Annotated in this window: 10 protein-coding genes; 3 read left to right on the top strand and 7 right to left on the bottom strand. The window is 31.3% G+C overall.

Annotated elements, in window-relative coordinates; all coding sequences use genetic code 11:
* Nucleotide 1: 1 nt before the first annotated feature.
* From RSD37_RS01990 to rsxC, 3 genes are read right to left on the bottom strand one after another with little or no spacing between them, the layout of a single operon-like run.
* Nucleotides 2-544: an RnfABCDGE type electron transport complex subunit G gene (locus tag RSD37_RS01990; protein WP_346945020.1), complete on the bottom strand. Its 543-nt coding sequence runs from the start codon at nucleotides 542-544 to the stop codon at nucleotides 2-4.
* A complete protein-coding gene (locus RSD37_RS01985; RefSeq protein WP_346945019.1) occupies nucleotides 544-1,479 on the bottom strand; it encodes an RnfABCDGE type electron transport complex subunit D in 936 nt (311 codons plus the stop codon). The genes RSD37_RS01990 and RSD37_RS01985 overlap by 1 nt, the downstream gene beginning before the upstream one ends.
* Nucleotides 1,480-1,490: 11 nt before the next feature.
* Nucleotides 1,491-2,810 carry an electron transport complex subunit RsxC gene (gene rsxC / locus RSD37_RS01980; RefSeq protein ID WP_346945018.1) on the bottom strand — a complete coding sequence of 440 codons (1,320 nt, stop codon included), beginning with the start codon at nucleotides 2,808-2,810 and terminating at the stop codon, nucleotides 1,491-1,493.
* Between the two features lie 337 nt (nucleotides 2,811-3,147).
* Between rsxC and RSD37_RS01975 the strand changes: the two genes are divergently transcribed.
* Both RSD37_RS01975 and RSD37_RS01970 read left to right on the top strand, forming a co-directional pair.
* Nucleotides 3,148-4,242, top strand: coding sequence for a PfkB family carbohydrate kinase (locus tag RSD37_RS01975; RefSeq protein WP_346945017.1), 1,095 nt, complete (start codon nucleotides 3,148-3,150; stop codon nucleotides 4,240-4,242).
* Nucleotides 4,236-5,153 (top strand): pseudouridine-5'-phosphate glycosidase, encoded by a 918-nt coding sequence (locus tag RSD37_RS01970; protein WP_346945016.1) that lies wholly within the window; start codon nucleotides 4,236-4,238, stop codon nucleotides 5,151-5,153. The genes RSD37_RS01975 and RSD37_RS01970 overlap by 7 nt, the downstream gene beginning before the upstream one ends.
* Nucleotides 5,154-6,211: 1,058 nt before the next feature.
* On the opposite strand, the gene RSD37_RS01965 is transcribed toward RSD37_RS01970, so the two are convergent.
* From RSD37_RS01965 to RSD37_RS01955, 3 genes are all read right to left on the bottom strand, one after another.
* The gene (locus RSD37_RS01965) at nucleotides 6,212-7,963 is read right to left on the bottom strand and encodes an ATP-dependent metallopeptidase FtsH/Yme1/Tma family protein (protein ID WP_346945143.1); all 1,752 of its coding nucleotides are present in this window, start codon (nucleotides 7,961-7,963) and stop codon (nucleotides 6,212-6,214) included.
* 419 nt (nucleotides 7,964-8,382) lie between these two features.
* Nucleotides 8,383-9,549: an amidohydrolase gene (locus RSD37_RS01960; RefSeq protein ID WP_346945015.1), complete on the bottom strand. Its 1,167-nt coding sequence runs from the start codon at nucleotides 9,547-9,549 to the stop codon at nucleotides 8,383-8,385.
* A gap of 35 nt (nucleotides 9,550-9,584) precedes the next feature.
* Nucleotides 9,585-10,202: a 3'-5' exonuclease gene (locus RSD37_RS01955; RefSeq protein ID WP_346945014.1), complete on the bottom strand. Its 618-nt coding sequence runs from the start codon at nucleotides 10,200-10,202 to the stop codon at nucleotides 9,585-9,587.
* 385 nt (nucleotides 10,203-10,587) lie between these two features.
* Here RSD37_RS01955 and RSD37_RS01950 point away from each other — a divergent pair, with 385 nt between their 5' ends.
* Entirely contained in the window at nucleotides 10,588-12,480 is a 1,893-nt protein-coding gene (locus RSD37_RS01950; protein WP_346945013.1) for a glutamine synthetase, read from the top strand.
* 94 nt (nucleotides 12,481-12,574) lie between these two features.
* On the opposite strand, the gene RSD37_RS01945 is transcribed toward RSD37_RS01950, so the two are convergent.
* The gene (locus RSD37_RS01945) at nucleotides 12,575-13,927 is read right to left on the bottom strand and encodes an NCS2 family permease (protein ID WP_346945012.1); all 1,353 of its coding nucleotides are present in this window, start codon (nucleotides 13,925-13,927) and stop codon (nucleotides 12,575-12,577) included.
* Between the last annotated feature and the right edge of the window lie 25 nt (nucleotides 13,928-13,952).

Here is a 13,952-nt window from a genome sequence, read left to right as displayed (position 1 = left end):
TCTACTTTGCTCCTTTCAAGTTTGTGTTGTAATAATTTATAGCAGTATTAATACCGGAAGTTACTGCTTTAGAAGTAATAGTAGCACCAGTGACTGCTTGAATATCAGAACCTACTGAAAGTTCTTTTTCAGAAGACATACCATTAAATTGATCAGTAAAACCAGGCTCTGTAGCTTTTGTTCCAAGACCAGGAGTTTCAGATTGCTTTAATACTGTCATTCCAGATAGAGTGCCGTCAGTGTTAATACCAACCATTAGTTCTATATCTCCACCATAACCACCTTTAGCAATTACATTAAATACGTGACCAGTAGTTTCTCCACCAGTTTTAGCTTCAAAGATTGCAAGTATGTTTTCTACACCCTCAACATTAAGATCTTCAAATTCATCTGCTGCTAAAACTACCTTAAGAGCTGCAGCTTGATCTTCTTTAGCTTTAGCTTCGATTGGTGCTCTAGTAATATCATAAGCAAAGGCAAGGATTAAGCCAGCAATTGCAGTGATAACAAGTAAAGTTGCTCCTAATTTTAAGTTTTCTTTCATTATTTTGCACCTCCAAATACACGTGGAGTAGTCCATTTATCGATCATTGGAACTAATAAGTTCATAAGTAGAATTGAGTAAGATACACCTTCAGCATATCCACCATATAAACGGATTATGGTAGTTATAACACCACAGCCTACACCAAAGATAATTTGACCTTTTTTAGTCATTGGAGAAGTTGTGTAATCTGTTGCCATAAATAATGCACCTATCATTACTCCTCCAATAAATAATTCATATAAACCTCGACCAGTCATGAATCCATCTCTACCAAGTACTGTAGTTATGATAAAAACTGTACCTAAATATGTAGCAGGAATATGCCAAGTAATAACTTTTCTATATAGAAGATATGCGCCACCAATAAGTAGTGCAAGGGCAGAAACTTCTCCTATACATCCAGCTATATTAGAACCTAAGAATGCATCCATTGTATCAGGAAGTAATGCTCCACCATTACGTAGGATAGCAAGTGGAGTAGCTTTAGAAACTCCATCCAAAGTCCAGTGAGTCATTTGGCTTGGGTAAGCCGCAAGCAAGAATGCTCTACCAGCTAGGGCAGGGTTCATGATGTTTTGACCAAGTCCACCGAAGAAGCATTTAACTACTATAATAGAGAATGCACTTCCTACAGCAACCATCCATAGTGGAAGTGTAGGTGGTAGGTTGAAAGCAAGTAATAGACCAGTTATTACTGCACTTAAGTCTTTTAATGTGTTTGGTTTTTTAGTAATTTTATTAAATATAAATTCACTAAGCATTGCAGATACAACAGCTGTTAACATAACTAATGCTGCGCCTAAACCAAAGAAATATACACCTGCAATTGTAGCAGGTACTAGTGCTATTAATACATCTCTCATCACCGTTGAAACTGTTTCCTTAGATTTTATATGTGGCGATACGGATACGTTAAATAAATTTCCAGACATTATGTTCACCTCTACTTTTTCTTTCTATTAGTTAAAATTCTTTTTTTACCCTCTTTACAAGTTTGAGTTAAATGTCTTTTAGCAGGGCAAGAGTAGCTACAAGCACCACATTCAATACAGTTAAGACCACCAAAGTTTTCAAAACCTTCATAGTCGCCTCTCATAACTTGAGCGTTAAGCTTGTTTGGTAATAAAAACATTGGGCAAGCGTTTACACATTTTCCACATCTAATACAGTTTAATTCAACTGATGGTACAGCTTCAGCACTTGTAAGACAAAGTAAACCAGAAGTACCTTTAACTGCAGGAGTGTCCAATGTGAATAGAGCAGTACCCATCATAGGTCCACCACTAATGATTTTAACTGGTTCTTCGTTAAATCCATCACAAAAATCTATAAGTTCTTGTAAGTTTGTACCAAATTTAACTCTAAGATTTTTAGGAGTTTTTACAGCGCCACCAGTAACAGTAACTATTCTTTCAGTAAGTGGTTTACCAACTATAACAGCTTCTCTTATAGCAACTATAGTTGCTACGTTTTGTACTATGCAGCCAGCATCAGCAGGTAGTTTACCTGTTGGAACTTCTCTTTTAGTAACAGCATATATAAGTTGTTTTTCAGCACCCTGAGGATACTTTGTTTTAAGAGCTGCCACTTCTACATTTTTAACAGATTCTAGAACTGCATTCATTATAGTTATAGCATCATTTTTATTGTTCTCAATTCCTACGAAGATTTTAGCTTCAGGGAACATTTTAGAAATAATTTGTAAACCCTCAGCTATTTCATTAGAATATTGAAGCATTAATTGATGGTCACAAGTTAAATACGGTTCACATTCAGCCGCATTGATGATTATACTATCAATTTTAGCGTCTTTAGGTGGTGCCAGCTTAACGTGAGTTGGGAAACATGCTCCACCAAGACCTACGATACCAGCTTCATTAATAATTTGTAATAATTCTGCATTGGATAAATCTTTGTAATTTTCATGTGGTGTTGCAGCCACCTCTTCGTAGTTGTTATCATTTTCAACAATTACGCTCATTACTTTTGTACCACCAGAAGTAAGCATCGGTGTTACATTTTTAACTATCCCAGATACACTAGAATAGATGTTAGATGAAACAAAACCTGTTCCTGATCCTATCTTTTGTCCAACTAGTACCTTGTCCCCTTTTTTTACAATTGGTTCGCAAGGAGCACCTATATGTTGACTCATAGGGAAGACTAAATCACCCTTTGGAAGATAAGTTTCAATTTCTTTGTGCTCTGAAAAATGTTTTCCGTGAGGCGGATGAATGCCTCGTTTAAAAGTTAAAAGTCCCATAATATTCCTCCATTCTTATAGTATAAATTACTCATGTATTGTATCAATGACTCCTATAGTACAAGTCCTATTATAACTCGAAAATCGTTATGTTGCAATATGTTGAAAATGTTATGTCATTTACAAATAAGTATAATATCATTAAAAAAACAATAATATATGTAAAATAATATAAACAATGTAAAGTAAAAGATTGAATTTTTTTGATTTTAGAGTTTGTTCATAAATATGTTAATGAATCAAAGGGTAAAATAACTATTGCAATGAATAAATTAGCATGTTAATATTAAATAAAGAAGTGCTTAGAAGATAAAGAAATATTAAAAGGGAGATTAAAATGACAAATAGAGAAGAAGAAATATTAAACCTTATTAAAAGTAATCCCTTAATATCTCAAAATGAATTATCAGATATTCTTAAAATAACTAGATCTTCCGTAGGTGTTCATATAGGAAACCTTATTAAGAAAGGATATATATCAGGAAGAGGATATGTTATGAATAAGGAGAAATTTGTATCTATTATTGGTGGGACTAATATTGATATTGTAGGATTTTCTAATGGTGAATTAAGACTTAATGATTCGAACCCTGGAAATATAAAGTTCTCGCTAGGTGGGGTAGGAAGAAACATTGGTGAAAATTTATCAAGACTTGAAATTGAAACTAAATTAATTTCTGTTATAGGAAATGATATCTATGGTCGTAAAGTTATAGATGAAGGAAGAGAAATAGGATTGGATTTAGAACATAGCCTTAAGTTAGATGGAGAATCAACATCAATTTATATGTCTGTTCTTGATAATTATGGAGATATGAAGGTGGCAATATCATCCATGGATATTTATGAAAAGATGTCCATAGAATTTATAAAAACTAAGAGAAATGTTATAGAAAGCTCAAGAATTTGTATAATTGATACTAACATTCCTAAGGATGTTATAGATTATGTTGTGAATAATTTCAAAAACACTAAGTTTTTCTTAGATACGGTTTCTTCTGCAAAGGCTATGAAGGTAAAGGATATAATTCATAAATTCCATACTATTAAGCCTAATAGAATCGAAGCAGAAATTTTATCAGGTATAGAAATTAAAACTATGGATGAGGTTAAAAAAGCTAGTGATTATTTCTTAAATTTAGGTGTTGAAAATGTATTTATTAGTCTAGGAGAAGAAGGCGTATACTATAATGATGGAGTAAGTCGAGGACTATTTACACCATCTAAGGTTAACGTTGTTAATGCTAATGGTGCAGGGGATGCATTTGTGGCAGGCCTTGTATATTCAAATATGAATGATTATAATCTGAAGCAAACTTTAGAATTTGCTTCTGCTTGTTCGGCACTAACCATAACACACAAAGATACAATTAATCCCAATATATCATTGGAAAATATAAATAAAAAGTTGGAGGAGAATAAATTATGTTAGAAAAATACTTAGATATAAACCCAGAGGTTAAGAAAGCTTTAGAAGAGGGAAGACCAGTAGTTGCTCTAGAGTCAACTATTATATCTCATGGAATGCCTTATCCTAAGAATGTAGAAACAGCTTTAAAAGTTGAAGCTATAATAAGAGAAAATGGTGCAGTTCCAGCGACTATAGCTATTCTTAATGGAGTACTAAAAGTAGGATTAACTACTGAAGAAGTGGAATTTTTAGGAAAAACTCCAGGAGTATTAAAAACTAGTAGAAGAGACATACCTTTTATAGTAGCTAATAGATTACATGGAGCAACCACTGTTGCTACAACAATGATAATAGCAGCACTTGCTGGAATTAAAGTGTTTGCAACAGGCGGAATAGGTGGAGTACACAGAGGAGCAGAACATACTATGGATATATCTGCAGACTTAGATGAATTAGGAATGACAGATGTAGCTGTAATTTGCGCTGGATGTAAATCTATCCTTGATATAGGCTTAACTCGTGAGTATTTAGAGACTAAAGGAGTACCTGTAGTTGGATTCCAAACCGAAGAATTACCAGCATTCTATACAAGAAAATCAGGATTTAAAGTTGATTATAAAGCAGATAGTGAAGAAGTAATAGCTAGAGCGTTAAAGAGTAAATGGGATTTAGGATTAAAGGGTGGAATGGTTGTTGCTAACCCAATTCCAGAAGAGTTTGAAATGGACTATGATATAATCAACAATGCTATAAATGCTGCAGTTAAGGAAGCTGATGAAAAAGGAATAAGAGGAAAAGAAAGTACACCATTCTTACTTTCAAAAGTAAAAGAAATAACAGGTGGATCAAGTTTAGAATCAAACATTCAATTAGTATTTAACAATGCTAAGGTTGGAGCTAGAATTGCTGTAGAGTTAAGTAAGTTGAAGTAATTTGCTTAATGTATATAATAGTAGAATGTATAAAATTGTCTAAAATTGAATTTAAATAAAATATTTTTGAGCAATTGGACAAAATATCATAATACTACCACGTTAAAAGAGTATGAAATTTAAAGATTTAGCTTTAAATTTCATACCTTTTTTTCTTAAAATGCAGTTTTATGCTTTATGAAGTTTCATAATTTTAAATTTGGTATAGCTTTAAAATTATAATAGGCTTAGCATTAATAATATTTTTTAAAATTAACTGAAGTTACTCTTTTGAATCTATTTTAATTAAGTTACTAAAAATCATATAAATACCTATGATAATAAAAATAGTAGACATGGTTAGTTCAGTACTAATTATAGGTATATATATTTTATAGATAGGATAAAGAAATATTACCATAGAGGTAAGAATAAATAAAAATATAAAGGGTAATATTAAATCACTACATTTCACAAATACGTAGTAATTTAATAGTGAGGTGGCAAGAGCTAGGAAAAAGATTGCAATAAAACTATGAGTATATATAAAATTAACATAGAAGTTAAGTGTGTACATTACACCATATACTATGCAGAAGCTACTTGAGATTAGTAGGCAAGACCATCTTACTTCAAAATATAAGTATTGAAGGAGTACACCACAGATTAAAAGTAGAATTGGCCATAGGTTTAGAGTTCTACTAAATAGTGTAGGGTTAAAGTAGTATATAAAATAGGTTAATCCTAAAATAACAAAAGTTATACCAATATAAATATTTTTATCTTTATCTTTCATAGAAAAATCCCACCTAATTATAAAATCAATATTTTTAAAAACTAATATTCTCTTTTATCTAAGGAGAAAATTAGAAGATTTAAATCAAACATTTATGTTTTCACTTGAAATGAATCTTAATATAGTATATTTAGAAAATAGGGAATATATTCATTTTTATTGAAAAGATGTAGAGTATTGTAATAGATAAAGGTGCTGTCTAAAAATTGAACATGTTTTAAACCTTGGCTAAAACATAGTTCAATTATATTTTGTGACAGCACCTTATTTATTCTAATTAATATTAGCTTATTTTACCATATACTACATTAATAATATCTTCATTATATATGGTTTCTTTATTAAGTAACTCTTGGGATAAACTATGGAGTAAATCTAAATTATCATTAAGTGTATTTTTTACCTCTTCATATAACTCATTTATTATAGATTTACATTCCTCTAAAACTACTGTTGTATAGTATTCTGTAGGAACACCTTGCATTTCTGACAATCTTAAAAGTCCCATAGATTTCCCCATACCATACTCACACACCATATTATTTATCATATTGGTGGTTTTCTTAAGATCATTATAAGCCCCGGTGGTAATTTTGTTCTCACCAAATATAATTTCTTCAGCAGCTCTTCCACCAAGTAATACCATGATTTTTCTTTTTAGATAATCCAAGTTATGATAAGCATTATCTTCACCTATGGTTAAGGTATAACCACCAGCACCTTTAGAAGTTGGAATTATAGTTACTTTTGATATTTTTTCTTCATGAAGCTTTAAGTGAGAAATTAGTGCATGTCCAATCTCGTGGTATGCAGTAATTCTTAAATCATCTTGTTTAATTGCTTCCTTATCTAGCTTCTCATGTCCAGCTAACACTATAGAAAAGGCTTTATCCATATGCTGAGCAGTGATGTATGGAGCGTTCTCTTTACAAGCAATTATGGCAGCTTCATTAGCTAAACTTTCTAGCTTTGCACCTGAAAAGTAGGTAGTATTATGAGCAATATCTCTTATATTCATGTCTTCAATAGGTTTATTTTTAAGGTGAAGCTTTAAGATTTTTTCCCTAGCATTAATATCAGGTAGAGATACTTCGATGTGTCTATCAAATCTTCCAGGTCTTAGAAGTGCATCGTCAAGGACATCTAGTCTGTTTGTGGCAGCAATTACTACTATACCATCACTTTCTTTAAAACCTGACATTTCAGTTAGTAATGCATTTAATGTTTGATCCTTTTCATCAGAGTTTCCAGCTTTGCTAGAGCCACGCTTCTTACCTATGGCATCTATCTCATCTATAAATATTACAGCCTTACCTTGAGATTTTGCTTTTTTAAATAGATTCCTTATTCTACTAGCCCCAACCCCTACATACATCTGAATAAAATCTGAACCAGAAACTACATAGAAGGGAACATGGGCTTCTCCAGCAATAGCTTTAGCTAAAAGGGTTTTACCAGTACCGGGATCACCATAGAGTATTACACCTTTAGGCATTCTTGCACCATAGGATGCATACTTATCTGGGGATTTTAGAAAATCTACTATATCATTTAAACTTTCCTTAGCCTCATCATTACCAGCTACAGATTGAAAGCTATACTTATCCTTTGAAATAGTTTGTCCATCAACAGGATTTGCAGAGTTCATATTCCCAGAGGAAGTACTTCTTCTTATGAACATAAAAATAGTTGCTATAGCAGAAAAACTTAATACTAACACAGCTATACGTTGATTATTTGGAAGGGTAGCTGAACTTTCAACTATTACCCCTTGTTTTAATAGAGTTTCCTTTAAGGTGTCACTATTTGGATTATCGGTAATATACTTAACACCACTTTTATCTACAACTGTAATTTTAGGTGTTTGAGCCATATATACCTTTAGTATATTGGTGGCTTCTACATCTTGTAGAAATTCATTATAACTTTTATAGGTCAACCTAGAAGCACCAATATTAAAAGCAACTAGAGCAAATATTGATAATACTAAAAAGGTTAAGGGAATTATTATTAAATTCTTTTTTATTTTATCTATCAATAATATTACCTCCTAAAATAATCTAGACATATACAAAATTAATTAATAATTAAAATATGGATACATAAAATTAGAAAACAGCAAAATTTGTATATTTAATATAATTTTACAACTGAAAATTTATCAGGTTGAAGAAAGATTATTGAACCTAGTAATTAGTATTATACAAAATTTAAAAATAAAGTCCACTGATTATACTATTAATTGGAAATGTAACTTATGGTAGATTTGTAAAGTTTAAAAGAAAAGAAAAAGCTACCTTGGTTGTATAATTTAAAATACAACTAGATAGCTTCAAAGTAATAGGGGATTATCCTATTACTAAAGTTCAATTAATTTATAAAAGAGTTCATAGATGGTATATAGAGGGCGATAGGATGTGATAATCAACAATTATTTTAAATAGAATCTATTAATTATAGATTATTTTTCACGATTTCTCCATTAACCATTACAAATTTAACTGTATTTCTAAGGTCAAAAGGGTGACCATTGTAGATTATTATATCTGCATCTTTACCGGTTTCTATACTACCAACCCTATGGTCTGCATGAATTGCATGAGCTGGGTTTATTGTAATAGATCGCAATGCCTCTTCTTCATCCATTCCTTCTCTAGCAGCTAAAGCAGCACAAATAGATAGGTATTGAAGAGGAATAACTGGATGGTCTGTCATTATGGAAACCTTAATGCCTGCTTGGTTTAAAATCATTGGAGTTTTAAAGGTTAGATTTTTAAGCTCAATCTTGCTTCGATTAGATAAAGATGGTCCAACAATTATTGCTTTTATGTGTTCATTTTTTAGATTATCAGCTATTAAATGTCCTTCAGTACAGTGTTCGAGAGATAAGTCTAAATCAAATTCCTTAGCTATTCTTATGGCAGTAAGAATGTCATCAGCTCTATGAGCATGAGCCTTTAAAGGAATCTCTTTTTTGATTACTTTTCCTAGAGCTTCAAGTTTCATGTCAAAATCAGGAGCTTTCTCATTATTATTCCTAGAAGCTTCTTGTTTTGTAACATAATTTTTTGCTTTAATTAGATTTTCACGAAGTATAGCTGCTGTAGCCATTCTTGTACTAGGTGTAGTTTTCTTATTACTGTAAACTCTCTTAGGGTTTTCACCAAAGGCTACTTTCATAGCAGTACAATCATCTATGACCATCTCATCTACAGTTTTTCCATAAGTTTTCATAGTTATGAAGGTGCCGCCTACTACATTAGCACTTCCAGGACCAGTAGCTACAGTAGTAATACCAGCTTCAAGAGCCTCTTCAAAGCATCTATCTACTGGATTGATTGCATCTATAGCCCTAAGATGAGGAGTAACAGGGTCTGTAGATTCATTTCCATCAGAGCCTTCAAAGCCCATTCCATCTTCCCACATTCCTATATGGCAGTGTGCATCGATAATACCAGGCATTAAAAAACCACCAGATCCATCGATTACTTCAACTCCATCAGGAATTACTAGGTCTAAACCTACATAGGTGATTTTACCGTTATCTACTAAAACAACACCATTGTTTATGATTTCAGTTTTAGTCATTGTATGAATATTAACATTTTTAATAGCTATCATTTATAATCCCCCCAAAAAAATAAAAGTTTATTATCTTACTGCCCTAATTCTACCATATTTGTGAAGAATTTTGGAGGTATTAAACCTTTTTTTATTCCATAAATAACGGTCAAATAAGTACAAGTTGTGTCAAATCTAGCATCATGATAATCGGAAGACTCTCCAAAGAGATTAGTACATTTTTCTTGTAGGAAATCATCTTTAAGATTTAAAAATTTTATTACCTCTCCAAGGGATGGGTTTTTTAGCATACCTTTAGAATTTGTGGCCTTACAAATGTTTTTATAATAAGCCATAGTACAAAATACATGTTTTGGATATAAGGGAATATCTAAGAATTCTAACTCGCTTTTTAAAAATTTTATATCAAATTGTACGTTGTGTCCTATGATTACATCACTTTGAAGAAAATCTTCAATAAATTCTTCGTAAGTATCTTCAAAATATAAACCATTACTTAAATCATAAAGTTTTTCTAAAGAAAATCCGTGTACATCCTGAGCTCCTTGACTCATTTCTTCAACGGTAAAGAAAAAGTTCTTACCACTGGTAGTTTGGGGTTTGGTGCTAGTATCTACTAAAATATAAGAAAGTTGACATATGTTACCGGGCTTTATACTTGTAGTTTCTGTATCAAAAAATAATAATTTCATAAAATTCTGCTCTCCTTAAATTTTAAAATAAATACCTATAACTAATATATAGGATTTTAATACGTGTTTATAAGAATATATTAGTCTAATTTAATGAGTTTTACATTAAAAAATGAAAATATTATTAAAAATTTTATTTTTGTCTTTATTTAAATAGATAGACGCTGTAATATTTCATATATTATTGAAAAGGTTTAATCTCGTATGTAAAGGATTGTATATGAACAAAATGTAAAAAAGTTATAAAAAATTAATAAAAAGGCGGTAAAATGCGTAATATATTAACGCATTATTAACAGAATTAATTATATCTAATATTTTTATATTATGCTATAATTAATGCAAATTTGAAAAAATTCAAATTAAAGAAGGGGGCTTATATTATATGGATTTATTATATGTGATATCCGCGGATAAACAGAACAAAGAGGAGTTACTTAAAGTTCTCCAACAGCATCAAGAGATAAGATTCGTTTCTTTAGTTGGAATTGACTTTTTAGGCAACGATACTGATGAAAAAATTCCTATGAAAAATTTTATAGAAGATATTGATACTTTTTTACATGGTACAGCAGTCCAAACAGATGGTTCTTCTGTAATTTTACCAGGAATAGCTACCCTTAATAATGCAAAGGTAGACATGAAAGTAGATTTAACTTGCAATTGGTTTGTAGATTACAATTATGATTATATAGATGAAGAAACAGGAAAACCTGTAGGAACTATAAGAATGCCATGTCATTTATATCATGAAGGAATTGCAGTAGATTCAAGATACATATTAAAGAATTCTGTAAATCACTTTAGAACTTCGATGATGAACTTATTTAAAGAAAATCAAGAATATTTATCTAATTTTAATATATCTTATGATGATATAGATGATGTAAGTATCACAGCAGCTACAGAATTAGAATTTTGGGTAAATACACCTAATGAACTTGCTGAAATAGAAGAATTATCTACTTCAGAGGTCTTAAAAGAGCAATATTGGAAAAGAACTAAGGGGCCAGTAAGAACTGCATTGGAGAAATCTCTAGATTTATTAGAGAAGTATGGTTTAGTGCCAGAAATGGGGCATAAAGAAGTTGGTGGAGTTAAAGCTAAGCTTTCAAGAAGTGGAGTTTTAACTCATATTATGGAGCAATTAGAAGTAGATTGGAAGTTCTCAACAGCACTTCAAACTTGTGATAATGAACTTTTAGTTAGAGGATTAATAAAGGAAACTTTCAGAAGAAATGGACTTGAGGTTACTTTTCAAGCTAAACCTATTGATGAGGCTGCTGGTAATGGAGAACATCTTCATGTGGGTATAACTTTAAAACTTAAGAGTGGAAAAGTAATAAATCTATTTAATAACTATGAAGAAAAAGACTTTGTAAGTGAAATAGGGTATGGAGCACTAATGGGGATGCTAAAGAATTACGAAGTTGTAAACCCATTTGTATCATCAAGCACTGATGCACTACAAAGATTAAAACCAGGATTTGAAGCACCTGTATGTATAGTTACTTCATTAGGTACTGATAAAGAAAAACCATCTAGAAATAGAACCGTATTAATAGGATTAATAAGGGATGAAATAAATCCAATGGCTACTAGATTTGAATTAAGATCACCAAATCCTAATACAAATATCTATTTAGTATTAGCTGCAACTATAATTTCTATGATAGATGGAATAAGATATGTAGTGAAAAATCATAAGCATAAGGATGATCTTTTAAAAGAGCTTTCTAAAAAATCAGGCGAGAAAGTTCCTTATTTAGAAGAGGGTAGATGTTATAGAAGTGAAGAGGATGTATTTGAATTCTACACTGAAGAAGAGAGAGAAGCATACTTTGGAAAAGCTCCAAGAACTGTCTATGAAAACATCTTAGCCTTCGATGATGAAGAAAAGGTAAAAGTATTAACTGACGGTAATGTGATGAGCGATAAGTTCATAAAAGGATATAGAGAAGCTGTACTTGAAAGATGGACTACAGAACTTGAGCATAGAATAATTCCAAACTATTCTAATGAAATTAGAAGCATTAAAAGAGTAAATTGCGATGATTTCATGGAATATGATCTTGAAAAGTGGAGTCAAGTTAATAGACTAAGAGAAAAAATTATGAAAGATAATTATGTAAGCAAAAGCTTATTCACTCAAATGAGAGAGGCAATAAACAATAAGAATTACAATGAATTATCTAAATTAGAAATTATTGTAGATAAAGATATGAAAGAATTAAGAAAATTATATATGAACTATAGAAGAAACCTTATGGATATGTAATATTTTCAAATAATAAAAAACATGGAATTTTCCATGTTTTTTATTTTAATCACTAAAGGTATATTAACTTTTAAAGTTATATTTATAGTTTCACTTACATGAATACAAGTTTTAATATAAATAGAATAGATAAAATATACATTACAATAGATATTGGCTTCTTAGTTTCCTTTTTACCAAATATATTATTTAATATATTTATTAATGTAAAAGCAAGAACTCCAAGAGTAAGACCATCACCTATGCTATAGCATAATGGCATTGCAGCTATTGTAATAAATGCAGGAAAACCTTGAGTAAAGTCAGAGAAGTTGATTTTTGTAATGTTTTCCATCATCATAAATCCTATCCATATTAAGCATGGAGCAGTTGCACATGCAGGAATTGCAACAAATAAAGGAGATAAGAACATGGCTAATAGGAATAATACACCAGTAGTAACGGCAGTTAAACCAGTTCTTCCACCTTCAGCAACACCTGCTGCACTTTCTACATAGGTAGTAACAGTTGAAACACCAATTAATGAACCAAAGGTAGTTCCTATGGCATCTACAAGTAAAGCTTTTTTAGCCATTGGAACATTTCCATTTTCATCTAGCATATTAGCTTTTGAGCATACACCAACTAATGTACCAACTGTGTCAAAAAAGTCTACAAAGAGGAAGGTAAGCATAACAGTTATAAAACTTAAAATTGCGTCTGGATGAGAGAATACGCTAAAGTCTAGTTTGAATGCGATTGAACTAATTGATTCAAATTTAAATATTCCATTTGGAAGATAAATACTAGAAGCCATAGCTCCCTCAGGATTAAATCCTGCATATATCCATCCAATAATAGAACAAATTAAAATTGACCAAAGCATAGATCCTCGAATGTTCTTAGCATTTAAAATTGCGATGATAAGTAAACCTATTACAGCAATTATAGCTCCAGGTGCTATCATAGAACCAATAGAAACTAAAGTAGCTTCATTAGCAATTATAATTTTAGCATTTACTAGACCGATAAAAGCAATAAATAATCCTATTCCAGCAGTAACAGCATGTTTCATTGTAAGTGGAATTGAGTTTACAACGGCTTCACGAACTTTAGTAAGAGAAAGAATAATGAAGATAATACCTTCTACAAATACAGCAGTAAGGGCAACTTGCCAAGAAATACCCATTCCAATGCACACACTATAAGCGAAGAATGCATTAAGGCCCATTCCAGAAGCTAATGCAAATGGTGCTTTAGCATATACGCCCATTAAAATAGTAGTAAAACCGGCAGCTAAACATGTTGCAGTTACAAGTGCACCTGCATTTTCAGCCCCCATTGCTGCACTAAGAATATTAGGATTTACGGCTATTATATATGCCATGGTTAAGAAGGTGGTAATTCCGGCTACAATTTCTGTTTTTACGTTAGTCTTGTTTTCCGTAAGTCTAAAAAATTTATCCATAAAAATCCCCCTTTTAGTATATAGT

The organism is Clostridium sp. (assembly GCF_036646415.1).
In the GTDB taxonomy this organism is placed as follows: domain Bacteria; phylum Bacillota; class Clostridia; order Clostridiales; family Clostridiaceae; genus Clostridium_J.
The sequence above is the reverse complement of the archived record's forward strand: the minus strand, read 5'-3'. Positions and strand labels throughout refer to the sequence as shown.

Excerpts from the sequence above, each read along its gene's own strand:
- RSD37_RS01945 (WP_346945012.1), bottom strand. The coding sequence starts at position 13,927 with ATGGATAAATTTTTTAGACTTACGGAAAACAAGACTAACGTAAAAACA.
- RSD37_RS01960 (WP_346945015.1), bottom strand. The coding sequence starts at position 9,549 with ATGATAGCTATTAAAAATGTTAATATTCATACAATGACTAAAACTGAA.
- RSD37_RS01955 (WP_346945014.1), bottom strand. The coding sequence starts at position 10,202 with ATGAAATTATTATTTTTTGATACAGAAACTACAAGTATAAAGCCCGGT.
- RSD37_RS01970 (WP_346945016.1), top strand. The coding sequence starts at position 4,236 with ATGTTAGAAAAATACTTAGATATAAACCCAGAGGTTAAGAAAGCTTTA.
- rsxC (WP_346945018.1), bottom strand. The coding sequence starts at position 2,810 with ATGGGACTTTTAACTTTTAAACGAGGCATTCATCCGCCTCACGGAAAA.
- RSD37_RS01985 (WP_346945019.1), bottom strand. The coding sequence starts at position 1,479 with ATGTCTGGAAATTTATTTAACGTATCCGTATCGCCACATATAAAATCT.
- RSD37_RS01975 (WP_346945017.1), top strand. The coding sequence starts at position 3,148 with ATGACAAATAGAGAAGAAGAAATATTAAACCTTATTAAAAGTAATCCC.
- RSD37_RS01990 (WP_346945020.1), bottom strand. The coding sequence starts at position 544 with ATGAAAGAAAACTTAAAATTAGGAGCAACTTTACTTGTTATCACTGCA.
- RSD37_RS01950 (WP_346945013.1), top strand. The coding sequence starts at position 10,588 with ATGGATTTATTATATGTGATATCCGCGGATAAACAGAACAAAGAGGAG.